Raw genomic sequence first — 22423 nt, 5'->3', positions numbered from 1 at the left:
CCCCCGAGGCCAAACTATCTGAGTTTAACCAACTGCTGCTAGGGAGTAGTGCTGCTGGTGTAAAGGTGGCAACTAGCTTTTTGCCGACTTTTCGCGGATTTTAGTTAGCCATCTCCGCGAGTTCCTGAATGGCGCTGTTTCTGAATCCGGAAGCAGCTAGCTTCTCCATTGGACTTACACAATTCTACACAATTTAGGTTAGGCAAACGATGAACATTCAAACCGCAACCCTAGGCTATCCCCGTATTGGCAAAAACCGTGAGTTAAAAAAGGCCCTAGAAGCCTTTTGGAGCAATCAACTGGATGCAGAAGCTTTGCTCAAAAAAGCGCAAGACATTGAATTGCAGAATTGGCAAAAGCAGCTTGAGGCGGGCATTGATCGCATTGGTATTGGTGATTTGAGTCTTTACGATTCTGTTTTAGATTGGAGCATCCGGCTTGGCATCATTCCAGAGCGGTACCGCTCTTTTACAGGTCTGGATCAATACTTTGCAATGGCAAGGGGCAAGGATGGTATTCCAGCCCTTGAGATGACTAAGTGGTTTGATACCAACTATCACTATTTAGTACCTGAAATTAGTGAGTCTTTTCAACCAACTGACTTCAGTGATTTCCTAGAAACTGTTCGTCGTGCTCAAACCCTCTTGGGCGATCGCGCCGTTCCAATCGTGCTGGGGCCTCTCACCCTCCTACGGCTCAGTCGGCTAGAGACGAACCTAGAGCAAGCTGTTTCCTACTTGGGCGATCGCTATCTCATCCTGTTGAGGGAACTCAAAAATCTAGGTGTCGTTGAAGTGCAAATACACGAACCCGCCTTGGTCTTAGAAGACGCTGATAGCCTTAAGAGCTTCTATCAATCCACATTTGATACACTGCGTCAAGCCAACCTACCGATCCATCTTGTGACCTACTTTGATGACCTAGGGGCAGCCTGGCCGTGGGTGATGGAGTTACCTGTGACATGCATCAGTTTAGACTTTACCCGTGGGCACAACCTAGCCCTGCTGCAACAGCATGGCTTCCCAGCAGATAAGCAGTTGGGGGTAGGAATTATTGATGGCCGCAATATTTGGAAAATTCGGCCTGAATCGGTGTTGTCAACCTTGAAAACGATTCAAAGCATCACCGCCAATATTCGGCTACATCCTTCATCTTCCCTGCAATTTGTCCCCTATGATGCAAAGCGAGAGGTCAAGCTACCAGAGCCTCTGCGAGAGGTCTTGAGTTTTGCTGAGCAAAAGCTGGATGAGGTAGTCCTCTTGGCTCAGGTGCTCAATAGCAATGATGGAACCCATCGCGAAATCTTAACGAAAAACCCCGAATTCATAGCCATACAAGCTCAATGGCAAGCTTTTGAGCAATTTAGCCCTGTCAATCCAACGGTACAGGCGCGGCTTCGCAATCTGAGTGTGCGTGATTTAGAGCGCCCGCTGCCTTACGAGCAACGTCGAACACTCCAGCCAACCCTGCCGCCCTTTCCAACGACAACGATTGGATCATTTCCCCAAACCGCCGAGGTTAGGCAACTGCGGGTGAAGTTAAAACGGCATGAAATTACCCAAGCCGAGTATGAAGCAGCAATCGATGAGGAAATTGCCAAGTGCATCCGGTTACAAGAGGAAGTGGGTCTAGATGTGTTGGTGCACGGTGAGTTTGAGCGCTCCGATATGGTCGAGTTCTTTGGCCAGCAGCTCTCTGGATTTGCCTTTACAGAATACGGTTGGGTGCAAAGCTATGGCAGCCGCTGTGTACGTCCACCCATTATTTATGGTGACGTTGCCCGCACTCAGCCAATGACCGTTCGCGAGTTTAAGGTGGCACAATCCCTCACCGACAAAATTGTTAAGGCGATGCTGACTGGGCCTGTCACTATGATTAACTGGTCATTTACCCGCACTGACATTCCTCGCAGTGAACAGGCAATGCAGATTGCCCTTGCTTTGCGAGATGAAGTTGCGGATTTGGAAGCAGCCGGTGCGAAGATAATACAGATTGATGAACCTGCCCTGCGGGAGGGGCTACCCCTGAAAGCAGAACGCTGGAATGAGTATTTGTCTTGGGCTGTGGATGCGTTTCGGTTAGCTGCTGGCGTTGCTAAGCCTGAGACCCAAATTCACACCCACATGTGCTACTCCGAGTTTGGTGACATCATTGAGCACATCGAGCGGCTCGATGCGGATGTGTTGTCAATTGAAAATAGCCGCAGCAACAATGAGACCCTATTTCAAATTACGGATGCCGGCTACAGACATCAAGTCGGCGTCGGTGTTTATGATGTCCACAGCCCAGCGGTGCCCAGTGTTGAGCAGCTAGTGCAACAGCTCCGAACTTCAGTTGAAAATTTACCCCCTGAACAGATTTGGGTCAACCCTGATTGTGGATTAAAGACGCGCCGCTGGGAGGAAGTGATTCCATCCCTGAAAAATATGGTAGAAGCCACCAGAACTATCCGGCAAGAGGCGATGCAATCTCAAAATAACGCCTAGACACTCTGTTGTAGCTCCTGGCAAAACCCAGGTAGCAGTATATTCCGGATGTCGGTGAGGAAGAGATGGTGTTTAGGGTTGACAATGGCATTCCTTCCCACAGTGATTGAGAGGCTGGGCTCAATTCCTATCGGTGGCCTACCCTACACAGTTGGACTTTTGGTCATCGGTAGGAATTAGCAATATCAACTTCCTAAGCAACCGCGATATCTCAGCGAAGGACTGTTATGTCCAGGGGCAATCCTAATCCTGTTGAGTCCAGTTCTGGCCTGAATGGCTCTCTTAAGGAGAAACTAATGGATGAACTATCGGAAATGCCACATTGGCAGCAAGCCTTTATTGCCACGAATTTGTTAGTACTTGGATATAACGCTTGGGCAGGTTACCTATGGGGTGAGCGAGGAGTGGTTATTTGCAGTACCAATTCTCCTGAGTTTGGCATTGCAGGGGAATCTTTCCGAACCCACTTTGTTCCCCGTTCCCGCCTTGCTCCCTTCTTAAATGCTTGGTTAGCCGCTCCTGATACTGTGATTTTGCGCCATCACTTTATGACTGCCCACATTTTGGAAGCAGTGGATTCTTACCATCCAGCTACCGAATTAATATTCCTCTTGGAATCCTTTAATCGAGTAACGTTTTTCTATCTGAAGAACTTACCGATCGCCCCGCCTCAATGTTATGAACAGGTGCGTAGAAATTGGCAAGAGTTTCAGCCAGCTATTTGTCAAGGGCAGCGCCAAACTATGCAGTAGCTTTGGATTTGCCTATACCAGAACCAATGAATTGAGGCCTAGTAAATAGGTTGCTTAAAAATCCTTCTTTCTAGATTTATTTAAAACAGTTGGTTGGTTATGGACACAACTGGACTCGAACCAGTGACCCCCACGATGTCAACGTGGTGCTCTAACCAACTGAGCTATGCGTCCTTGGCTTTACTAGTTTAGCATACACAAGGCTAATCTTGCAGCAGTTTAACCGTTACATTTGTATCGGCGCGATCGCTCAACGACCGCGTAGCCACCCCTAAAATGACCGGCTCACTTACCCCCGGTTCAGGATGTTGGATAGTACGGGCAATCACGGTCAGGCGATCGCCCCCTCGGCCTAGCCGTCCCAAGGAAAATAAATCATTGGCTGCTTGTACTAGCGTTGCTTCAAGGGTACTGAAGTCAATATCGGCAGGAACAGTGATCACGGCTTGAGTGGCACCATTGTCATAGACGAGGGTGTATTTGCCGGCACCAGGCACTGGGGAGTGAACAATCGGCACAATACTCAGGGCAAAGAGTCCGACCGTCACAACACCAAGAAACCCACTAATACCGACAAAGCGAAAGCGCACACCCCAGCGAAAAACAAAAGCGAGTGCAGTCAAGCCGGTCATGGCAAGGGTGGCAATGCCTGCCCAGCGGCTATAGGTGGCAAAATCAGTGGGGGTCAGCACTACTGTTCCTCCTCATTACTGACAAAGCCATTCACAGGGGCTTGATCTTGTTGCAAGGCTGCGCGGAGGGTATGCCAGGTCAAGGTGGCACACTTAATCCGTACGGGAAACTGAGCCACCCCCCGCATCACATTCAGCTTCCGGAATTCTGGGGGAAACTCAAATTGCCCCTTCATCATGGCTTGGAACTGCTCCACCATTTGAAGGGCGCGACTGACGGGCTGACCCCGCAGGGCATCGGCCATCAAGTCTGCTGAGGCCATCGCGATCGCGCAGCCTTCCCCCTCAAACTGAATATCCTTAATGATTGTTTCGCCCTGCTCATTTGTCTGTAGGGCAACGGTTAAATCAATCGTGTCTCCACAGGAGGGATTATGTCCCCGTTGCTGGCGATCCACAGGCTGGGTGCGACCCCGATGGCGGGGTTTCTTATAGTGGTCCAGAATAACCTGCTGGTAGAGGGTGCGAAGATTATCAATAGACATTGAGAGTACTCTATGCTTGGTGCATCTACCCCAATAAACTAAACTATCTTAAGTGGCGAGGGTGGTAAGACTTTGCCAAAAAAGCGTCAGGGTGGCTGCCGTCCCGACACCAAACATCAGGGAGCGCCCTAAGGGAAAATTGGCAATGTAGCAAATACTGTATAAAAAGCGAGCTACGACAAAACTAAGGCTGGCGATCGCCACCGTTGCATCATTCACACCCGCAAAGAGAGTTAGCAGCACCGCCGCAGCAAAAGGCATAAAGGTTTCAAAGCTATTTTCATGGGCCCATACCGCCCGCTGCGCAAAGGGAGGGAGCTTCACAAAAAGGGCACGGGGAGCCGCCATATCAAAGCCCGCCTGCAGGCGTCCTACCACCACAAAAATGTAGGGGAAATAGATAAGCAGTGTTGCCATCAGTAAACTGGCAGCCAGTAGCCAAGGGATATTGCTCAACATCATCTAGGCTCGCTCCAACACCGGTAGAGCAGCACTGATCCCCTCATTTCGAGGGGGCAATTCTTCGCAGAGGATTTCGCAAGCGTTATTGGGACTCTCAATCAACTTTACCCTATGAAGCGTCGCACCCAATTGGCGAATCGGCTCCTGCAACAACTGGGCAATGTAAATGGCGATATTTTCTGCCGTTGGCACCACCGTCGCGAAGTAGGGAATATCCTCATTCAAAAACGTGTGATCCAAAGGTTCAATCACCTGTTCCCTGAGGACTTCCTCGAGTTTGACCAAATCCACAACCATGCCGGTACGCGGATGAATAGAGCCCTTAACCGTAATCTCCACGTGGTAGTTGTGGCCATGGCCGTGGGGGCGGGCACACTTGCCATAGATGCGGCAGTTCTCTTCGTAGCTGAGGTCCTGAAGGGCTAGGCGATGGGCCGCACTAAAGTGAGTACCAACAGAAAGATAGGCTTCCATAGGGTCTCCCGTATAGTCCGCCCAAAGGCGGGGATGTTCAAACAGGCGAATGCGCACAAGGGGTAAATGGGGAAAGAGTCGATCCCAAATCACCCGCGCAATATGCTCAGTCGTGGGTAACGTGGCTTGAAACTCTGGCCACACCTCGTTGAGATAGGAAAAATTCAGGGGTTCAATGACTTCACGGCGAATAACATGCTTGACCTCAGACAGATTCAGCACCATTCCAAAGTCATCCACCGTGCCCCTTATCGAAACAATCAGTTCGTAGTTGTGGCCGTGACCGGGAAAGTAACTATTTCCACCAAACCGAGCCCGATTTTCTACGTCAGACCATTCCGGCAGCCAGTAGCGATGACTGGCGGCAAACTCAGCACGGCGGTGAATAATACAATCCATGTCAATTTATGAAGATTTGCAACAATTGTACCCTCTCTCCTTATCGTAACGGATTCTGGCTCTCCTAAGTATTGGCTTTTTTGACACACTTCCCTAGAGGCCGCCAAGGATAAAAGGCTTCTGCCGCACTTGGCCAATTAACCAGCGGAGACCGTGGTTACTGAGAATAGATAAAGGCCCCATAACCATGAGGGATTTCACCTCTGCGCGACTAATTTTAACCCCACCCCCCGGTTGGAGCATCGCCGTTGAGTGGGTGAGCTCCCGCAGGGTGGCATAGGCAAAAAGCAGCGGTAAGACGCAGAAAAGACGAATCGGAATCGCCGCCTTGGGTACGGATAGCAAGTAGGCTTGGGCTTCATCGAGATCGTGCCAAGCGAGGGCAATCAATTCTTTAATGGCTGCATGATTTTGCTGAAGATGCTCGGCACTGAGAATGGACTGATGACTGCTGCCTTGAAGTATTAGGGATTCATTGGGAATATAGATCGAGTTTTCGTGCTCTGCATCCCAAGCAATATCCTTGAGAATGTTCACTGTTTGGAGAGCTTCGCCAAAAGCAGCGCAGCGCTTGAGCAGCACTTGGTATTCATCGGCTCCAATACTGGGGGAGTGTTCGTACCACAGATCCGTCAGGAGATAGCCAACCGTACCTGCAACGTAGTAACAGTACTCTTTATATTCATCGAGGGTCTGAATGCGAATGCCGTTGGGATAGAGGTTAATAAACTTTTTCATCCCATGCACCATTTCGCTGACCCAGCGTTGGACGTGCTGTTGGGACGTACGGGGTAAAGAACGGTAGAGGGCAAAGACGAGTCCCGTATGTTTCACCAGTTGCACATGGGCTGGCTCCCCTTGAACCCCCCGTGCCGTTTCACCATAGCTATTGGCCAGGGCGGGGCTGTCAAAACACTCCAGGAGGTGATCCAATAGGGCTGTTTTGGCGGCAATACTGGCAACCGGATCATCCTCAACGGTATCGGCAATGCGACAGATAAGATAGGCCACAAGAACCGCCCGACCCAAGTTTCCGGGGAGGAAACGAATACTGAGGGCAAATGTGCGTGAGACTTGGGGGAGTATCTCTTGGCAAAAGCGCTCAGCATCCTTGACGGAAACTGGGTTCTCCAGCACCATTTGAATCATAGGGGGGTTCACTCCTACACGCATTGATCGATCGTTGAGTCAATCCTTGACCGTTCCTCGGGCCAACGCTCTCGGGCAGTCAATTCACGATTCTCCGAAGAGGCCTCGCGATCGCAACCCAGCAGGGGACGACTTCCACAAATAACAATTGAGCAAAGTCTATAGTTATCATACTCATTTTTTGTTTGTCTAGGTGGCCTGTGACAGTTGCCCAGCTTGCCTGAGGGAGAATCGGGGATAGCTCACAATTTGCCAGAACAATAACATAGCTTCAACAATTAACAACGGTATCAGATTTGGCGGAAAATGCCTCCTGTCTACCATAGCGGACGCTTGAGTGTGACACTCTTTCCATTGGTCAGTTTCTAAATTGCCCGCGATCGGCCTATCAAAAGTGAAGCCGTTAGTGAACTTGAAAATGTCTACTCCCAGCGTGGCGGGTGGTGTTAACAGGGCAGCAGCAGTACTCCCCATAAGAAAACCCATCAGAGAACAATGACTCCATGCCTTGTCCTTGTGCCCCAAGGGGCAGAATATCAAGCCGTACAACGGGGGCTAAAGTCCTCCAAGGAGGTGATGATTCCCATACGAGCAGGGGCGGCCGCAGTGACTACACCAGGATTGATTGAGGCCCTCAGGGAATCCCCTGCTATGGTTCTTATCTTGGGGGTCTGTGGCGGCTTACGTCCTAATGATCGCGTCGGTGAAGTGGTTGTCTACACCACTTGTCAGGATGAGGCAGGGCAGATGTATTCTTTAGACCAGAGATTATTCGGGAAATTGGAGCCTTCGTGGCGACGGGTCAAAGGCATCACAACGGCAAAAATCCTTTCTAAGGCTCAGAAAAAACAAGCCCTTGCGGCTCGCTGGGGGGTGGAGGTGGTGGATATGGAGGGGGTACCGCTGCTGAGGGCTTTAGCGGGGATACCGGTGGTGATGGTGCGGGTGATCAGTGACGGGGGCGATCGCGACCTACCCGACCTGAGTCAAGCCTATGATTCGCAGGGGAGTTTGCGGCCGGGGGCACTGGCTACCGCCATGCTCCGCAACCCCCTTGGGGCGGCACACTTGATTCAAGGCAGCCTCAAGGCCCTCAAAGTGCTCGCAGAAATTGCCCCAGAGATCCTTCAGCAACTCACTCGCTAGAATAGGGTTGACCACCAAGAAAAAGATGCCGCGGAGATGATTGGTCAAATTCTCGGCGATCGCTATGAACTCCTACGCGAACTGGGGTGTCATCTGGGGCGGCGGACTTATCTGGCGTTGGATCGGTACCGCTATGAACAGGTGGTGCTCCAGCTGCTGCTTTTTGGCGGCGGTATGACATGGGATGACTTTAAGGTCTTTGAACGGGAGGTGGCTGTCCTGCAAACCTTGGATCACCCGGCTATTCCCCGCTATCTCGACTATTTTGAAATCAATACCCCTGATCTCAAGGGCTTTGCCCTCGTCCAAACCTAACATTGAGGCAAAATCCCTCGCCACATGGCAAGCAGAGGGACGGGTGTTTAGTGAAGAGGATTTGCGGCTTTTGGCTGACCGCCTGCTGGATATTTTGATCTATCTCCATAGCCGTCAACCACCCGTCATTCACCGCGACATTAAGCCGACAAATGTTCTCTTGGGCGATCGCTCTGGTCATGATCTGGGCAAGGTCTATCTTGTGGATTTTGGCGCAGTACAAACAGCAACAGCAAGCCGCGCCCAAACCGTGGTTGGCACCTATGGCTATATGCCCCCGGAACAATTCGGCGGTAAAACCTTACCCGCTAGCGACCTCTACGCCTTGGGAATGACACTCATCTATTTAGCAACCGGCACTCCCCCCGATCAGCTGCCCCAAAAAGAACTGCGGGTTCAGTTTCAACCTTTGGTGTCCTTGAGTCCCCCTTTTATCCGCTGGCTTGAAAAAATGGTCGCCCCCGCCCTTGAGGAGTGATTTGGCTCTGCTACCGCTGCTCGCCAAGCCCTAAAGCAATTGGACAGGTCACCCAACGATGCGTCGCTCATGACAAAAACACCCCCCTGCGGTTCCCGCCTACGGGTGAGGGAAACCCCCCAAGGACTGCTGGTACAAATTCCCCCTGCTGGATTCGATGGCAATCTATTCTTCTTTGCAGTGGTTTGGAATGTTTTTTTAGTGTTCTGGTACAGCATAGCAATTGCTTCTGGCAATTGGCTGATGTGGCTGATGGCTGTTTTTGCCACGGGTCACCTTGTGGTTGGTTTAGGCCTCATTGGCGGTATTCTTTACATGCTATTGGGATAGCAGGTGCTGATCGTTACCCGTAGGGATTTGCGTTGCTACGAATATATCCTTGGTTACCGCTGGCGTGACCCCAAAATTCTCCCCCTTGAATTGATTGAACAGATTGAATTTCAGCCCTGCCGTACGTACCGCGATCTGGAGGGCAATCGCCAAGAGCTGTCGAGCAAACTGGTGATTCGTGCCGGCAGCCAAAGCATTGAACTCAGCGAAAAGGCCCCTAACGTGACCTCAAGAGATTTGGAATGGTTGGCCTACACCCTTGGCCGCTATCTGGGGCGACCGCTCACCCAGGCTCGTTAGGACTTCCGAAGTGCTTGAGGACATCATCACTCAGGCGGCAGATACGCCACTCAGGTAGAACAGTGGCACCCAGGCGCTCGTAGAATTGAATGGCAGGGGTATTCCAGTCCAAGACGGTCCACTCGATACGGCCATAGTCGCGATCCCTGGCCAGGCGTACCAATGCCTTCAGTAAAGCAGTGCCTACCCCTTGGCGCCGATAGGCAGAGAGGACAAACAAATCCTCTAGCCAAAGGCCGGGGCGGGTCAGGAACGTGGAATAGGTGGTAAAAAAGAGAGCGTAGCCAATGATTTCTGTAGGGCTATGGGCAAGGAGTACCTCGGCATAGGGGCGATCGCCAAATAAATGCTCCCGCAGCGCCTCCTCTGTACCGCTGACTGCATGACTGAGTTTTTCATAGGCGGCAAGGGCTTGAATCAGTTGGAAGAGGATGGGAACATCCTCCGGCGTCGCTGGACGAATCGCAAAGGAGAAAGACACGTCGCCTCAACTAAATCGAGCGCAGCCAACCGGCACTGAGGGCAATCGTGAGGGCCATAAACAACACTGTCAATGTCCACGTGGCACGGTTTAATGTGGTTTCTGCACTTTTGGTGCTGGTAAACAGCTGAGCTTGACCGCCAATAGCACCGAGGCCATCCCCCTTCGGACTGTGGAGCAAGACCAATACAATCAGGCCGACGGCTGAAAATGCCCACAGACCCATGGCAATTTTTTCAATCATCCTCCACCTCGCTGGCGATGCGAATCTATACAAAATCTATCCAATTTGACCTCTTTTCCATCTTACCGCAACCCCAAGAACCAGTGGCACAATACAAGATAGGCGTTTTGAACGTGCCCCATGAACCAGCAAAATCTGCTTCAGCAATTGCTTTTAATTGGTGTCGGCACCACCTCCCTTGTGGCCGAAAAGTTACGTCAAGTGAGCAACCAATGGGTGAAAGAGGGACGCCTCAATGCCGATCAAGCCAAGGCAATGGTGGATGAAGTCCTGACCCACCTCAAAGAAGATGCCGCCTCCCTCGATGCAGCGGTGCAACGACAAACGCGCCAGTTTTTAGAGGGCTTGGGGGTGCCACAACAGTCAGAAATTGATGAACTGCGGGGACGCATTGATCGCCTAGAACGTGACCTTAGGGAGTTAAAAAATCGTTCATGGTAAAACAACGGGTACATCGAGTCTGCGGCTGGCTCCTCTGTGGTATTGTCCTAGTAGTGGTATGGTTGGTGGCCGCTCCAATGGCGATCGCCGGTGTGCCGCTGGAAGCGTCAGCGGAGGCTGCAGGACTTATGGGGAATTCAAAGGTGGTGACTACCGCTTCAGGTTTGCAATACGAAGATATTGTTGTCGGCTCAGGGGCACAGCCTCAAGCGGGCGATCGCGTCACGGTGCACTACACAGGAATGCTCACTGATGGCCGTATTTTTGATAGCTCCCGCGATCGCGGTCAGCCCTTCCAATTTCAAATTGGTGTCGGTCAAGTCATTAAAGGCTGGGATGAAGGGGTTGGCTCAATGCACGTGGGTGGTCAGCGGCGGCTGATTATTCCCCCGAATCTAGGCTATGGTGCGCGGGGTGTGGGTGGGGTCATTCCCCCCAATGCCACGCTGATTTTTGATGTGGAACTTTTGGGGGTGCAATAGGGCAAGGCATGCCCAAGCCTAAAGTACTGTACATTTGCCGCGAGTGTGGTGCTCAGCACCTCCAGTACTTTGGTTGCTGTCCCAGTTGTGGCCAGTGGAATACCCTTGATGAGCAGGTGGTTACGCCGGTAGAGACCGCTGCTCGCTGGACCGCACCCCGAAAATCGAAAACGCTGCAGGCCCTCAGTGCCAAAGCCTTAGGAGAGGTTAGCGAACAGGCCCAGAGCCGTTCTGCCTCTGGATTTACTGAGTTGGATCGGGTTTTGGGAGGAGGGATTGTTGCTGGCTCTCTGGTGTTGGTGGCGGGAGAACCGGGAATTGGCAAGTCTACCCTTTTGTTACAGATGGCAGCCACCTTAGGGCAACAGCAGCGGGTGCTCTATGTCTGTGCTGAGGAATCAGCGCAACAGGTAAAGTTGCGATCGCAACGACTGGGTATTGCTGCTCCTCCTTCCCTGTATCTTTTAGCAGAAACAGATTTAGACGTCATCCTACAGGAACTCATCCATCTGCAACCCCATCTGGCGATTATTGATAGCATCCAAGCAGTGTATTTGCCCCAACTGACCGCTGCTCCGGGATCGGTGTCTCAGGTACGGGAGGGAGCCGCCGCCTTGATGCGCTTAGCCAAGCGGGAGCAGATCAGTTTATTTATTGTTGGTCATGTAACCAAGGAGGGGGCGATCGCCGGTCCGAAGGTACTAGAACATCTCGTGGATACAGTGCTCTACTTTGAGGGCGATCGCTTTGCCAGTCACCGCCTTGTGCGCAGTGTAAAAAATCGCTTTGGGGCCAGTCAAGAAATCGGCGTTTTTGAAATGGGGGCGCAGGGCTTAGCCGAGGTCACAAATCCCTCCGCTCTGTTTTTGGGCGATCGCGAGCCAACCCCCGGCAGTGCCACCATTGTTGCCTGTGAAGGGACCCGTCCCCTCGTGGTTGAGTTGCAAAGTTTAGTTAGCCCCACCAGTTATCCCTCTCCTCGCCGCACAGCCACAGGCATTGAGTACAATCGCTTTCTGCAAATTTTAGCAGTGGTGGAAAAACGCCTAGGCGTGCCCCTCTCAAAGCTAGACGCCTATGTGGCCTCCTCGGGGGGGCTGAATGTGGCGGAACCCGCTGCGGATCTGGGGGTAGCAGTGGCAGTTGTGGCCAGTTTTCGCGATCGCTGGGTGCAACCCCAAACGGTGATCATTGGCGAAGTGGGTCTAGGGGGACAGGTGCGAGCTGTCTCTCAATTGGAATTACGCCTGCGGGAGGCGCTGAAGTTGGGATTTCGCCGTGCCATTATTCCTGAAAGCCAAGCCGGTGCCATCGCCGGCCTAGAGATTTATCCGGTGCGCCGCGTTAGCGATGCTATTGTGGCTGCCCTTGCCCCGCTTGCCCCTGGGGAATCCCCATGAGGCTTATCCTTGCGCGTCCAATTTATCCCTAAGACCCTTGAGGCAGATACCCCATTGGTGGAGGGGCAGGGCAAAGCCAGCCGTTACAAGATACACTTCCGCCATCAGCGGACTCAGTTGCTGACACAGGGCACCGAGGCGATCTCGAAAACAGCGACCACTGGCGGAGGCAGGAACGACTCCCCAACCCACCTCTTCAGCAACCAAAATGAGTTGAGCGGCACAGGCTTGCACACTCGCCAGCAATTCGGCAACGGTTGCTTGCCATTGATCTTGGGATTGATCTAGGCAATTGGCCACCCATGTTCCCAAGGAGTCCACAAGAGCGCAATGATCAGGCGGCAGGTCACGCACTAGGGCAGCCAGTTCAAGGGGACATTCTCGCAATTCCCACGCAGCGGGGCGGCGGGCACGGTGCTGTTCAATCCGCTGTAACCATTCCCTATCCCCTGGGGAGGCGATCGCCGTCGCAATATAAATCACAGGTTGTTTGCTTTGGGCAGCCAAGGCTTCTGCCCATTCACTCTTGCCGCTGCGAGTCGGACCGGTCACCAACACATGATCAGGCATGATTAGGCCCTGCTGGCTAACTCAACTTCGCGGATCAAGACGCTCCCCTAGCCCCTCTCCAAGGAGCGAGAGACCCACTACCAGCAGTGTCATGGCCAGCCCCGGAAAGAGGGTTGTCCACCACACACCCACCGACAACCCATCCAAGGCCTGTCGTAGATCTTGCCCCCATTCTGGTACCTGGGGCGGCAACCCTAAGCCCAAGAACCCCAGCCCTGCCAAGGTGAGGATGGCATCGGCGGCATTGAGCGTAAAGAGCACCGGAATACTGGGAAGCACATTCACCAAAAGATACCGGTGCAGAATTCGGGGAGTAGAGGCACCAAGGGCGCGGGCAGCTTCGATAAAAACCTCGTTTTTTAGGCTCACCGTGTGGTTGCGCACTACCCGATAGTACTGGGGAATGTAGGCAACACTGAGGGCGATCGCCGCATTGAGCACCCCCTTGCCAACCACAAAGGCCACCGTCACCGCCAGTAATAGCCCCGGTAACGTGTAGAGCGTATCCATAAAAAAGAGTAGCCCGCGATCTAGCCAGCCCCCTTGGTAACCACTGAGCAGTCCGAGGGGTACCCCCACCAGCAAGCTCAAAACCGTTGCCACAAAGACCACCTGCAAAGCCGCTTGGGCACCAAAGATTGTGCGCGCAAACACATCATACCCAAGGCGATTGGTGCCGAACCAGTGCTGCGGCGAGGGGGGTGCATGAATCGGAAAGTCAAGAAATTCTTGGGGGTTGGCAATCCAACCGAGGGCTTGGCCAAGGGGAGCAAGAATCGCCAATAGCAGAAAAGCCCCACAAATGACCCCTCCCACCAGCAATAACCAATCCGAGAGGCTGAATTTCTGCCAACGGTGGTAGATCATTCCCCTATACCAAGAGACTGGCAAGTAGAGCCTTCTGGGCATGGAGGCGATTTTCTGCCTGCTCCCAAACCCGCGACTGCGGTCCTTCAAGCACACTGGCGGTAATTTCCTCATCGCGGTGAGCCGGCAGGCAATGGAGAACGATCGCCCGCGGATCCGCAAGGGCTAGGAGTTGATCATTAATTTGGTAGGGCTGAAAAATGGGTTGGCGATCGCCCGCTTCCGCCTCCTGTCCCATACTGGCCCAAACATCGGTGTAAAGGGCCTGGGCACCCTGAGCCGCTGCCTGTGGATCCGTGAGAATAGTCACTTCACTTTTCCCGCCACTCAGTGCCTTGGCTTGCGCCACAATATCGGGCAAAGGCGCAAACTGTGGTGGTGAAGCCACACGAATATTTACCCCCAAGAGCGCACAGCCCAGTAGCAGTGAATGGGCCACATTATTGCCATCGCCAATGTAGCAGAGGGTCAGTCCCGTCAATGTGCCAAAGGATTCCCGCAGCGTCAACAGATCCGCCAAAATCTGACAGGGGTGCTCGCGATCGGTGAGGGCATTAATCACCGGTATCCGTGCATAATCGGCAAAAAGTTGCAGTTCTGCCTGACCATAGGTGCGAATCGCCACCGCATCCAAATAGCGATCCAATACCCGTGCTGTATCGGGCAACGGTTCACCGCGCCCCACCTGTGTGGATTGGGGATTCAAGTCAATGACTTGGCCGCCTAGTTGGTACATTGCCACCGTAAAGCTGACACGGGTACGGGTGGAGGCCTTCTGAAACAGCAGCCCCAAGACCTTAGGACACTGGGGAGCCACCTTGCCGATTTTCATCTGGGCTGCTAAATCCAGCAGATATTCCACCTCTGCCCGTGAGAGGTCGGCGATGCTCAGCAAATCACGGCCCCGCAGTGTTTCCATCACAAATCTCCCCACCAAAACTGGTATCCACTCATGGTAGCAATCTCAGAGGCCTTGCAATGGTACAAATACAGCCGTTTTCTAAAATACGGGGGCATTGAGGAACTCCCGGCCTGTTCAAAAGTGACCTTCTAAGAGATCTATCCCTGCGAGGCTCCCAACCGCGGCTCCGTTCCTGCAAGGAGGCGTTGGATATTACTCTGGTGTCGCCAAATCACAAAAGCCCCTGCAATCACGCTAAAGCCCACAAACGGCCACGACTGCGTAAAGAACCAAAACCAAAAGGGCAAGGCTATAGCAGCAGTAATTGAACTCAGGGAGACAATGCGGCTGACCGTCAAGACCACCAGAAACACCCCAAAGGTGGCCAATGCAGTGGGGGCATTCAGGGCAAGGAGCACCCCTAAACCAGTGGCAACGGATTTGCCGCCCCGCCAGCCTAACCAAATCGGCTTACTGTGAGCCAGAACGGCAATGAAGGCGATCGCCAGCAGCACAAATTCAAACCAACCAGCGGGCACTGTACTCCAAGATTGCCCCAAGACCCAACGCGCCACAAGAATTGCTCCTAGGCCCTTGCCCACATCGACTAAAAACGTCACCAATCCGGGGCCTTTGCCCACCACCCGCAGCACATTGGTCGCCCCCGTTGAGCCAGAGCCATGCTCACGAATATCAATACCCCGCAGCGCTTTTGCCAGGAGGTAGCCTGTGGGAATCGAGCCAAGCAGATAGCTAATGAGCGCCAGCAGTCCAAGGATCAGTGCAGTGGTCACAGGAGCCTCCAAAGGGGACTGAAACTATTCAAAGAAATCAGAACTACGGCTAGGACGCAACTGGGGTTCAGGGGCAAAACCCAAGAGCAAGGGATATTGCAGCAGCGAAAGGCTGACTTGGGGTTGGGAATCATCAATGAGAATCAGGGGGATGTAGTCCTCCTGCTCGAGGCGATCCGCACGAAAGGCGAGGGCATCGGCGGATTCAAATAGGGCGACCCCTTGGTCGGGGCCGAAGTCTTGGCGAGTGATTCCCAAGCAGTCCTGGAGGCCACGTCGCCAGTCTCCCAAGCGCTCAGGGGAATCAGCCAAAACCAAAACCCGCAACATCTCCCCATAGAAGTCCCGTAGGATCGAGATGACTGCCGAGGCAACAAGGATATTTTGCAACCGACTCGGGAGCGATCGCAGGGCACCTCGTCCCCCCAGATCAAAGAACCAACTTTCAACCCGCTCAGCGTGAACTTGCTCAAAGGTGCGTCGCAACTGCCAAGGAGGGCCGTAGTAGTTGGGACTACTCCGATATTGCTCTAGCAAACGGCGAATCCGATCCGCTTCCTCCTGAAAGCCCTCATCCAGAATTAACTTAGGGGGTGTTGTGGCCGTTTCTGCTGGGGCAGGGACAGTTTCCGCTACAGCGGGTGCCGGGGGCAGCAATTCCATTTCCTCAACGGTGGCCGCCAACTCCTGCATGCTCTTGACTAGGAACTCCTTAAACCCCTGCACCCGAATCGCAAGTTCTTGGGAGGCACCCACAAAATTACGGCGTAGCTCCTGTTCAATGCGTTCCTTGCGCCGTTCTAGTTGTTCAATGGTCAGTTGCAGACTTTGCTGCCGCTCTTCAAGGGACTTGAGGCGATCGTGGACCAAACGATGAAACTCAGCATCGAGGGCTTGAATTTCAGCTTTGAGGGCATCGCGCTGGGCTTTGAGAGTTGCTAGTTCCTCTGAGGTGGGTTCAGAGGGATCAGTCACTGTAGGGTCATCCGTCATTGTGAACCGTGGAAATAAAGGCTGTACGTGGGCAGCGTTCTTGGAGGCATTGTACTAAAGTTTTGGCGTCGAACAGAATCGGCAGAAAGTGGATATTCTTGACCTCCCGAAAATAGAAAAGAACAGGAAAGGTCGGCCAAAAGACTTCCCAGTGCTGCCATTGCTGATAGGGAAAGTTCCGAATCTGTTGGCTACCCCGATAGACATCGAGAGCGGTTGACGTAAACTCCAGGCGTAGCGTTGCCGCCTGCACAGCCAAAAATAGGGCAAAGAGTGAAAGGGGCAACCCCAACCACCAACGCAGCCACCACAGGGGCACACTCAACAGCAGCACACCGAGAGGGACAGCAAATGAAGGTTGAAGGCGAACAGTGGCTAAGGAGGTTTCTTGCATGGGTTTACTCCTGAGGGGGGGTTGACTCCTCTAATTGTGGCAAATCCTTTGGAGTGGGAGCAGTCGCCTCTTCAGTGACTTCAGATGCAGGAGCCGCTGGGGTGGGTTCATCCCCAGAAGGAGCGGGTTGAGCAGGGACGCGCGGGCTAGCGAGAACAGAACGAGTTGGAGTTTCTGTTTTTTTGAAGGGATTCAGACGCTGCCAGAAGGGTTTTTGCGGTGCTGGTGTCTCTTTTTCTGCTTCAACCCTAACTGTTGGTTCTGGGGTTAGCTCAGGGGCAACAGGGGTTTCTTCTGGGGGTTCAGGGGTGGGTGGGACTTCCTCTACTGGCTGGGGTGTGGGTGGGGATTCCTGAGCAACGGGAGTAGGGGGTGCCTCAACAACAGGCATTGGTTCTGGGGTGGGTTCAGGGGGGAGGTTGCTGGGCAGATCTGGACTGAGGCTGCTTTGGAGATTTTTCGCCGCCAGTTCTCCCCGTAGCAGGCGCGAGAGGACATCCTTGCCATTGGGTTGATAGGTGACAAGGCGGGTAATGGGATTGTAGGGAGAGGGAATCCGCTGACCATTCCCATCCAGGAGTTCAAGCCGCACCCAGTTATCCCCCGGCTGCAGTCCAGTGAGATAGTAGGCCTGCCAGCGATCGACAGTGAAAGATTGACCATTGATCGTGCAGCGCACCTGCCACACCTTCTCGTTGTTTAGTAGCTGATCCAAGGGTAGGTTGCTGAGATAAAAGTCGAGGAGCACCGGTTCAGCGCCATAGGTACCGCTGGGCTGATTGTAGGTGAGCAGGGGAAGACTAGCAGCTCGAGTGTCCTCATCTGCGGTGTAGAGATGAAACACGGTTTGAGCATAGGCAAGGGGATTTTTCAGACTTTCCCCCCAGGGGTAGACGACAAAAGCACGGAGAAGGTGCGTTCCCGGCTCAAGGTTAGTCAATTCAATGGGGGTGCTCAGGTCATAGACACTGCGGCTGGGCAGATCATCGAGCACCACCTCCACATGGGGGCCCAAGCCTGTGGGCTGATCCTGAAACAGGCGTAGCCCTTGGACACTGAGCTTGACAGTGACGTTGCGACTTTGGAGCGTTTGGTTGACTTCGGGGGTGAGAATTTTCAGCCGGGGTTCATAGCGATCGAACCAATTTTTCATATCCTCAATGGCCACAGGAGCTGCCACCTCTGCCAGCGAGCCACTGGATTTTGCCGCTGCGATGTCCCCCATTGACCAGAGGAGAACGATGCTGAGAACCAAAGCGATCGCCCGTTGCCAACAGACCTGCCAACCCTTCATGCGCACCTCAGATGGTTGTAGTACCAAGGACAATTTTCGCAGACGGGCTGCCCACTTCCGCAACCAATTCTAGGGGCTGTAGATCACATGGCCACTGCTAAATTCCCGCACTTCGCCATTAGTTAGGCGCACCTGCAATGTCCCGCGATCGCTAATTCCCAGACTGATGCCCTGCCACCTCTGTTCTCCTTGGACAAGAGTGAGCGATCGCCCCCGCAGAAAGTCGCGCTGCGCAGCCACCCCCGCCCACTGTGACCGTTGCCAACACCAAAGCAGTTCAGCACGAATGGTCGCCAAGAGTTCCAAATCTGTGGGTACTGCTTCCCAAGGATCAAGAAGCTGATGAAGACTCATAGCTTGGGGAAGGCCCATTGCCTCAACATCTACACAGCGGTTCAGCCCCACCCCCACCACCAACCAAGGGGAACAGCTTTCACAGAGAATTCCCGCTAGTTTCTTGCCCTGAGCCATAACATCATTGGGCCACTTCAATTGCAGATGGCGATCCAGCGCTGGCCGCAGCCCACTCAACGCACGCATCACCGCTATCCCTGCTTGGACGCTGGGAGCAACGATCGCTGGCGAATGGGGCAAAATAAAGGAGGCCGTCAACACTCCCTGGGGGGATTGCCAAGGGCGGTTGTACTGACCTCGCCCCCGCGTTTGGGCCTGAGTATAGATGACTTGGCCGCCGTAGAGCTGATCGGCATGGCGCAGCGCCCATGTATTCGTGCTCCCACAGGTCTCTAGCCACACCAACCAAGGAAAATCCATGGCGATCTACCTGGGCACTGAAACAGAGGGCTCAATGAGTGCCTGTAACAGTTCTGGTTGCGGCTCCGTCCCCACCCGTTCAAAAAACCCTGAAGGATCTGGTGTAGCCACTGTGCCAGTGCTGCATAGCCTTCGCGAAGTGTTGTGATTTTGGCAGCGACAAAATAGCGATCGCCACCGTGGGGAGCTGGCACGAGAATATTGGCCCTTTGGCAGTTATTCAAAGCAATTGCAATTTGGCTAGAACTAATCTCTGCTGGTGCGGTTTTCTCAATCATAGTGGCCAGTTCCTCTAAGGTAGCAACGCCCTCGTAATGGTCAAGGAGCCATGCTAGAGTATGAGCCAAGGCTGTAGGTTGGGCGATCGCCACCCGTTCGTGACTAAGCAGGGCCCGATAGGTTGCCAGACTGTGGAGGGGACGCTTTTCAAAATTGGCCATCACCACAGCACCGGCGGGAAGATGCTCCCGTAGACCAAGACGCAGTTGATTGGCACTGCCTTGGCAATAAAAGACACAGAAGATCGTGTTTTTGCAAACGTAGCGCAAGTATTCCGAAAACTTGACCATCCCCAACAGCAAAATGTCAAAGTTGGGCAGCAGGACTTGCACTGCCCCTTGGACTTTACTAATAGGTAGCCCTTCCTCCCGCAGAAGCTTGCCACACAGCAAATCACGGCGATACCAATCGAGAATCTGCCGCGTTTTAGCGATCGCCCCCTCGGCATGGCGAACCAAACTGACACTCAAATCGGCACACAAACGACGATTATCCGCATCTAAGGGAATGGTGGCGGGGGTGATGGTTGATGCCGGAGCTTCCATGGGGCAGGCGGGACTGACCACAGGCGGGCGGGATTTCACCGTTGGATCGGGAATGTGCACAAAGGCATCACAAATGGCCTGAAAACTCTTGCCAGCGGCATCTTCGTAGGCACAGCCAATCACCGTTTTGCCGTACTGCCGTAACTTCTTGGCAAGGGAGCCAAAGCCACCATCCCCGGAGACGATCACAAATGTATCAAAGCGGTCATCCTGAAAAATCAAGTCCACCACATCAATAGCCAATTGAATATCGGCGGCATTTTTGCGATTTTCGTAGGAAAAGCCAAAGACTTGTACAGGCTCAATGCCCAATTGGTGCATTTCACGGCGCAGTGACCCAAGGCGAGCATCACTCCAGTTGGCATAGGCACGTTGCAGTAGCACTCGGTCGATGGGGTAGGCTTGGCGAATATGGGTTTGGATGGCACCTAGGGAGATTTTGGCCACATCTGCAGCTTTGATGTTGTAGCCTTTAATCAAGTTTTCAATATCGTAGAAAATAGCAGTGCAGCGCTGGTGATGCCCAGACATTCCGGTTTCAAGATGCTCCAGTCTTTCCTCTAAACGCTGCAGCAGGTCCTCGATGTGGGGAGTAAGGGAATGACATTGACGCTCCTGTACCCAAGTGCCCACCAATGCCCCCACAGAACTGACCGCCACCACAGGGAGCGGTTCACGGGTAAGGGTGACAGCGAGGGAGCCCGCCACAATTGCTCCTAAAGGAGGTATGTACCAGTTCTGCCATGCCATAGTTTATTCTACAGATTTATGGATGCTGCCAAGCGCGAATGTCCAACTCAATGTCGGCAACTGGGCTTGAGGGAATCACCGCATGTCCCCAGCAGGTACCCAGCCACTCCAGGTAGGGGGCATAGGTATCCACGGTAATCCGCCGCAGGGCCGCCAGTGCTTCCTCTTGCCCCATCTGCTCCAGACCCCAAAGCAGGTTGCCGGAGTCATCGAGCATTATCCGAAGTTGACAGCCCTCAGTCACCAACTGGGGCATCCAATCCCCCATGCGCCAATAACACCAAAGAAATTGACTTGCGTTGTAATTGTCCTCCTTATGGGGATGCATCAGCATATACTGCAAGTGACTGATTAGGCGGCCGTCCTCCCCTACTGGAATTGTCGGCTGCTGCATATGGAGAGCACAGGCAAAGGCCGCGCGAGGAGAGGGGATCATCTGGGGGATAAGGGGGGCAATGGGGCACTTCAGGCCTGTTCCCAACCACTGAGAACAGGTTTCGCTGGCGGCGGAGCGGTTGACCAAGGGAGGACAGGGTGAGGCATGATTCAAGCTCGAAAGACTTGGGCAGGATCAAGGCGCATCACTTTTTGCACTGCCAATAGGGAAGCGCTGACACACATGGCCACGGTGGCACTAAAAACGGCTAAGGCAAGTTGAGGGGTAATGATGATTTGGATGGCACGAGCTTGCATGGTCCACATCCCCAACCCCCAGGACAGGCCTAAACCGGGCAGATAACCCAGTACAGCCATCCACAGGGCTTGCTCAATAATAATTCGATACAAGTACCCGTCAGAAGCCCCCATTGCCTTCAGGGTGCCATACTCCTGTAGGCGATCGCTCACGGAGGAATAGAGAATCTGACTCACAATCACTATCCCTACAACCATGCCCACCCCTGCCCCTAGACCCAAAATGAACCCCACACTGGTGCTGGCCAACCAATAGCGCCGGGTCATTTCAGTCAGGGCAGCACGACTGAGCACTTGATAGTTGGGAAACGCTGCCCGCAATCGCTCCTGCACCTTTGCTAAATCCTCTCCCGGCTTTGCTTTGACCATGACATAAGTGATGCGGGTACTCGGGGAGACCAACGGCAAAAATTCGGGTACCGGTTCACTGGGATCAAACCGCGGGAAGTTCAAGTAAAGGTTCGCAGTTTCCAGCGAGGTAAAGACATAGGGACTAGAGACAATTGATTTAACACCGCGCGTCCAGCCAATGACCGTCGCTGGGTAGTTATTCACACGACCTTTCTCCCCCAAAGCCGTGAGGGAAAGGGCATTGAGGTCAATGCGATCCACGATGACACTGTAGGGTTCCTCTAGCTTCCTCAGGGCTGCACCAGCAACTGTCGTCAAAGGCAGCAAGGTTCCTGTCGGTTCAACACCCACCACTTGCACTGGATCGATCGCCTCTGTCTCTGAACGGCGCCACATGGCCGACTGCATCAGGAGTGGTTCTGCAGCCGCAACCCCTTCAACTGCTTGGGCATCAAGGACAACTTGATACTCAATGGGCAATGTCAGGCCAAAATAACGCAGCTCATTCGAGGCAATCCAGAAATCCGCTTGGCTTTTGCTCACCAAGAGAGTGGCGGAGCGACTAAATCCCTCAAGGAGTCCCGTTTGAATAGTGACGAGACTGACAGCAAACGTGATGCCCAGTTGAGCAACGAGAAAGCGACTAAAGTCTTCTAAAAGATTTTTTCGAGCAAGGGAGACCATTTTTCCATCTTAAGTTTT

Annotated in this window: 28 protein-coding genes and 1 tRNA gene; 10 read left to right on the top strand and 19 right to left on the bottom strand. The window is 53.3% G+C overall.

Annotated elements, in window-relative coordinates; translation table 11 throughout:
• Positions 1–209: 209 nt before the first annotated feature.
• Together metE and NK55_RS01740 are read left to right on the top strand one after the other, a co-directional pair.
• Positions 210–2486 carry a 5-methyltetrahydropteroyltriglutamate--homocysteine S-methyltransferase gene (metE, locus tag NK55_RS01745; protein ID WP_024124125.1) on the top strand — a complete coding sequence of 759 codons (2277 nt, stop codon included), beginning with the start codon at positions 210–212 and terminating at the stop codon, positions 2484–2486.
• A 296-nt stretch (positions 2487–2782) separates the two neighbouring features.
• A complete protein-coding gene (locus NK55_RS01740; protein WP_041428937.1) occupies positions 2783–3238 on the top strand; it encodes a hypothetical protein in 456 nt (151 codons plus the stop codon).
• Positions 3239–3338: 100 nt separating this feature from the next.
• On the opposite strand, the gene NK55_RS01735 is transcribed toward NK55_RS01740, so the two are convergent.
• The 6 genes from NK55_RS01735 to NK55_RS01710 all read right to left on the bottom strand — a co-directional run bounded on the left by NK55_RS01735 (position 3339) and on the right by NK55_RS01710 (position 6899).
• A tRNA-Val gene (locus NK55_RS01735) sits at positions 3339–3412 on the bottom strand.
• Positions 3413–3441: 29 nt separating this feature from the next.
• Complete coding sequence (locus tag NK55_RS01730) at positions 3442–3930, bottom strand: Ycf51 family protein (protein WP_024124123.1); 489 nt, start codon at positions 3928–3930, stop codon at positions 3442–3444.
• Positions 3930–4415, bottom strand: a complete 486-nt coding sequence (sufU, locus tag NK55_RS01725) for a Fe-S cluster assembly sulfur transfer protein SufU (RefSeq protein ID WP_024124122.1) — start codon at positions 4413–4415, stop codon at positions 3930–3932. The genes NK55_RS01730 and sufU overlap by 1 nt, the downstream gene beginning before the upstream one ends.
• A gap of 48 nt (positions 4416–4463) precedes the next feature.
• On the bottom strand, positions 4464–4877 hold the full coding sequence (locus NK55_RS01720; protein WP_024124121.1) for an MAPEG family protein: 414 nt from the start codon (positions 4875–4877) through the stop codon (positions 4464–4466).
• Positions 4878–5750 (bottom strand): 6-carboxytetrahydropterin synthase, encoded by an 873-nt coding sequence (locus NK55_RS01715; protein ID WP_024124120.1) that lies wholly within the window; start codon positions 5748–5750, stop codon positions 4878–4880. It abuts the gene before it with no gap.
• Positions 5751–5843: 93 nt separating this feature from the next.
• A complete protein-coding gene (locus tag NK55_RS01710; protein ID WP_024124119.1) occupies positions 5844–6899 on the bottom strand; it encodes a phytoene/squalene synthase family protein in 1056 nt (351 codons plus the stop codon).
• Between the two features lie 495 nt (positions 6900–7394).
• Between NK55_RS01710 and NK55_RS01700 the strand changes: the two genes are divergently transcribed.
• From NK55_RS01700 to NK55_RS13385, 5 genes are all read left to right on the top strand, one after another.
• Positions 7395–8045: a hypothetical protein gene (locus NK55_RS01700; RefSeq protein ID WP_024124118.1), complete on the top strand. Its 651-nt coding sequence runs from the start codon at positions 7395–7397 to the stop codon at positions 8043–8045.
• Positions 8046–8081: 36 nt separating this feature from the next.
• Positions 8082–8360: a hypothetical protein gene (locus NK55_RS13400; RefSeq protein WP_051372756.1), complete on the top strand. Its 279-nt coding sequence runs from the start codon at positions 8082–8084 to the stop codon at positions 8358–8360.
• A complete protein-coding gene (locus tag NK55_RS13395) occupies positions 8341–8838 on the top strand; it encodes a protein kinase domain-containing protein (RefSeq protein WP_051372755.1) in 498 nt (165 codons plus the stop codon). Before NK55_RS13400 ends, NK55_RS13395 begins: the two co-directional genes overlap by 20 nt.
• A 69-nt stretch (positions 8839–8907) precedes the next feature.
• Complete coding sequence (locus NK55_RS13390) at positions 8908–9168, top strand: hypothetical protein (protein ID WP_051372754.1); 261 nt, start codon at positions 8908–8910, stop codon at positions 9166–9168.
• Positions 9169–9171: 3 nt separating this feature from the next.
• Positions 9172–9468, top strand: a complete 297-nt coding sequence (locus NK55_RS13385; RefSeq protein ID WP_051372753.1) for a hypothetical protein — start codon at positions 9172–9174, stop codon at positions 9466–9468.
• Here NK55_RS13385 and NK55_RS01690 read toward each other — a convergent pair.
• Positions 9452–9949: a GNAT family N-acetyltransferase gene (locus NK55_RS01690; protein WP_024124117.1), complete on the bottom strand. Its 498-nt coding sequence runs from the start codon at positions 9947–9949 to the stop codon at positions 9452–9454. The two genes, NK55_RS13385 and NK55_RS01690, sit on opposite strands and share 17 nt — an antisense overlap.
• A gap of 10 nt (positions 9950–9959) precedes the next feature.
• The gene (secG, locus tag NK55_RS01685) at positions 9960–10193 is read right to left on the bottom strand and encodes a preprotein translocase subunit SecG (protein ID WP_024124116.1); all 234 of its coding nucleotides are present in this window, start codon (positions 10191–10193) and stop codon (positions 9960–9962) included.
• Positions 10194–10313: 120 nt separating this feature from the next.
• On the opposite strand from secG, the gene NK55_RS01680 reads away from it, so the two are divergent.
• From NK55_RS01680 to radA, 3 genes are read left to right on the top strand one after another with little or no spacing between them, the layout of a single operon-like run.
• Positions 10314–10634 carry a phasin family protein gene (locus NK55_RS01680; RefSeq protein ID WP_024124115.1) on the top strand — a complete coding sequence of 107 codons (321 nt, stop codon included), beginning with the start codon at positions 10314–10316 and terminating at the stop codon, positions 10632–10634.
• Positions 10628–11116 carry an FKBP-type peptidyl-prolyl cis-trans isomerase gene (locus tag NK55_RS01675; protein ID WP_024124114.1) on the top strand — a complete coding sequence of 163 codons (489 nt, stop codon included), beginning with the start codon at positions 10628–10630 and terminating at the stop codon, positions 11114–11116. Before NK55_RS01680 ends, NK55_RS01675 begins: the two co-directional genes overlap by 7 nt.
• A gap of 8 nt (positions 11117–11124) precedes the next feature.
• On the top strand, positions 11125–12516 hold the full coding sequence (gene radA, locus NK55_RS01670; protein WP_024124113.1) for a DNA repair protein RadA: 1392 nt from the start codon (positions 11125–11127) through the stop codon (positions 12514–12516).
• A 3-nt stretch (positions 12517–12519) separates the two neighbouring features.
• Here the strand turns inward: radA and cobU are convergent, their stop codons facing one another.
• The 11 genes from cobU to NK55_RS01615 all read right to left on the bottom strand — a co-directional run bounded on the left by cobU (position 12520) and on the right by NK55_RS01615 (position 22405).
• Positions 12520–13086, bottom strand: coding sequence for a bifunctional adenosylcobinamide kinase/adenosylcobinamide-phosphate guanylyltransferase (gene cobU, locus NK55_RS01665; RefSeq protein ID WP_024124112.1), 567 nt, complete (start codon positions 13084–13086; stop codon positions 12520–12522).
• Between the two features lie 21 nt (positions 13087–13107).
• A complete protein-coding gene (locus NK55_RS01660) occupies positions 13108–13953 on the bottom strand; it encodes an ABC transporter permease (protein ID WP_024124111.1) in 846 nt (281 codons plus the stop codon).
• Between the two features lie 4 nt (positions 13954–13957).
• Positions 13958–14872 carry an ornithine carbamoyltransferase gene (gene argF / locus NK55_RS01655; protein ID WP_024124110.1) on the bottom strand — a complete coding sequence of 305 codons (915 nt, stop codon included), beginning with the start codon at positions 14870–14872 and terminating at the stop codon, positions 13958–13960.
• Between the two features lie 140 nt (positions 14873–15012).
• Positions 15013–15648, bottom strand: a complete 636-nt coding sequence (gene plsY / locus NK55_RS01650) for a glycerol-3-phosphate 1-O-acyltransferase PlsY (RefSeq protein WP_024124109.1) — start codon at positions 15646–15648, stop codon at positions 15013–15015.
• Positions 15649–15672: 24 nt separating this feature from the next.
• Positions 15673–16623 (bottom strand): DUF3086 domain-containing protein, encoded by a 951-nt coding sequence (locus NK55_RS01645; RefSeq protein WP_024124108.1) that lies wholly within the window; start codon positions 16621–16623, stop codon positions 15673–15675.
• Between the two features lie 7 nt (positions 16624–16630).
• A complete protein-coding gene (locus NK55_RS01640; protein ID WP_024124107.1) occupies positions 16631–17035 on the bottom strand; it encodes a DUF3119 family protein in 405 nt (134 codons plus the stop codon).
• A 4-nt stretch (positions 17036–17039) separates the two neighbouring features.
• Positions 17040–18329, bottom strand: coding sequence for a hypothetical protein (locus NK55_RS01635; RefSeq protein WP_024124106.1), 1290 nt, complete (start codon positions 18327–18329; stop codon positions 17040–17042).
• A gap of 69 nt (positions 18330–18398) precedes the next feature.
• On the bottom strand, positions 18399–19103 hold the full coding sequence (locus NK55_RS01630) for a biotin--[acetyl-CoA-carboxylase] ligase (protein WP_024124105.1): 705 nt from the start codon (positions 19101–19103) through the stop codon (positions 18399–18401).
• Positions 19076–20635: an NYN domain-containing protein gene (locus tag NK55_RS13380; RefSeq protein ID WP_024124104.1), complete on the bottom strand. Its 1560-nt coding sequence runs from the start codon at positions 20633–20635 to the stop codon at positions 19076–19078. The genes NK55_RS01630 and NK55_RS13380 overlap by 28 nt, the downstream gene beginning before the upstream one ends.
• Positions 20636–20693: 58 nt before the next feature.
• Positions 20694–21227 carry a hypothetical protein gene (locus NK55_RS01620; RefSeq protein ID WP_157869623.1) on the bottom strand — a complete coding sequence of 178 codons (534 nt, stop codon included), beginning with the start codon at positions 21225–21227 and terminating at the stop codon, positions 20694–20696.
• Complete coding sequence (locus NK55_RS01615; protein WP_024124102.1) at positions 21224–22405, bottom strand: ABC transporter permease; 1182 nt, start codon at positions 22403–22405, stop codon at positions 21224–21226. Before NK55_RS01615 ends, NK55_RS01620 begins: the two co-directional genes overlap by 4 nt.
• Positions 22406–22423: the final 18 nt, after the last annotated feature.

This window comes from Thermosynechococcus sp. NK55a (assembly GCF_000505665.1).
In the GTDB taxonomy this organism is placed as follows: Bacteria; Cyanobacteriota; Cyanobacteriia; order Thermosynechococcales; family Thermosynechococcaceae; genus Thermosynechococcus.
Note: the sequence above shows the minus strand (reverse complement) of the source record. Positions and strands in the feature narration are given on the sequence as shown.

Bases quoted from the DNA above. Each gene is read 5' to 3' on its own strand.
- secG (WP_024124116.1), bottom strand. From the start codon at position 10,193: ATGATTGAAAAAATTGCCATGGGTCTGTGGGCATTTTCAGCCGTCGGC.
- NK55_RS01700 (WP_024124118.1), top strand. From the start codon at position 7,395: ATGACTCCATGCCTTGTCCTTGTGCCCCAAGGGGCAGAATATCAAGCC.
- NK55_RS01660 (WP_024124111.1), bottom strand. From the start codon at position 13,953: ATGATCTACCACCGTTGGCAGAAATTCAGCCTCTCGGATTGGTTATTG.
- NK55_RS01740 (WP_041428937.1), top strand. From the start codon at position 2,783: ATGGATGAACTATCGGAAATGCCACATTGGCAGCAAGCCTTTATTGCC.
- NK55_RS01615 (WP_024124102.1), bottom strand. From the start codon at position 22,405: ATGGTCTCCCTTGCTCGAAAAAATCTTTTAGAAGACTTTAGTCGCTTT.
- sufU (WP_024124122.1), bottom strand. From the start codon at position 4,415: ATGTCTATTGATAATCTTCGCACCCTCTACCAGCAGGTTATTCTGGAC.
- NK55_RS01675 (WP_024124114.1), top strand. From the start codon at position 10,628: ATGGTAAAACAACGGGTACATCGAGTCTGCGGCTGGCTCCTCTGTGGT.
- NK55_RS01635 (WP_024124106.1), bottom strand. From the start codon at position 18,329: ATGAAGGGTTGGCAGGTCTGTTGGCAACGGGCGATCGCTTTGGTTCTC.
- NK55_RS01640 (WP_024124107.1), bottom strand. From the start codon at position 17,035: ATGCAAGAAACCTCCTTAGCCACTGTTCGCCTTCAACCTTCATTTGCT.
- NK55_RS01720 (WP_024124121.1), bottom strand. From the start codon at position 4,877: ATGATGTTGAGCAATATCCCTTGGCTACTGGCTGCCAGTTTACTGATG.
- NK55_RS01680 (WP_024124115.1), top strand. From the start codon at position 10,314: ATGAACCAGCAAAATCTGCTTCAGCAATTGCTTTTAATTGGTGTCGGC.
- NK55_RS01715 (WP_024124120.1), bottom strand. From the start codon at position 5,750: ATGGATTGTATTATTCACCGCCGTGCTGAGTTTGCCGCCAGTCATCGC.
- NK55_RS13400 (WP_051372756.1), top strand. From the start codon at position 8,082: ATGATTGGTCAAATTCTCGGCGATCGCTATGAACTCCTACGCGAACTG.
- NK55_RS01630 (WP_024124105.1), bottom strand. From the start codon at position 19,103: ATGGATTTTCCTTGGTTGGTGTGGCTAGAGACCTGTGGGAGCACGAAT.
- NK55_RS01710 (WP_024124119.1), bottom strand. From the start codon at position 6,899: ATGATTCAAATGGTGCTGGAGAACCCAGTTTCCGTCAAGGATGCTGAG.
- argF (WP_024124110.1), bottom strand. From the start codon at position 14,872: ATGGAAACACTGCGGGGCCGTGATTTGCTGAGCATCGCCGACCTCTCA.
- metE (WP_024124125.1), top strand. From the start codon at position 210: ATGAACATTCAAACCGCAACCCTAGGCTATCCCCGTATTGGCAAAAAC.
- NK55_RS13390 (WP_051372754.1), top strand. From the start codon at position 8,908: ATGACAAAAACACCCCCCTGCGGTTCCCGCCTACGGGTGAGGGAAACC.
- radA (WP_024124113.1), top strand. From the start codon at position 11,125: ATGCCCAAGCCTAAAGTACTGTACATTTGCCGCGAGTGTGGTGCTCAG.
- cobU (WP_024124112.1), bottom strand. From the start codon at position 13,086: ATGCCTGATCATGTGTTGGTGACCGGTCCGACTCGCAGCGGCAAGAGT.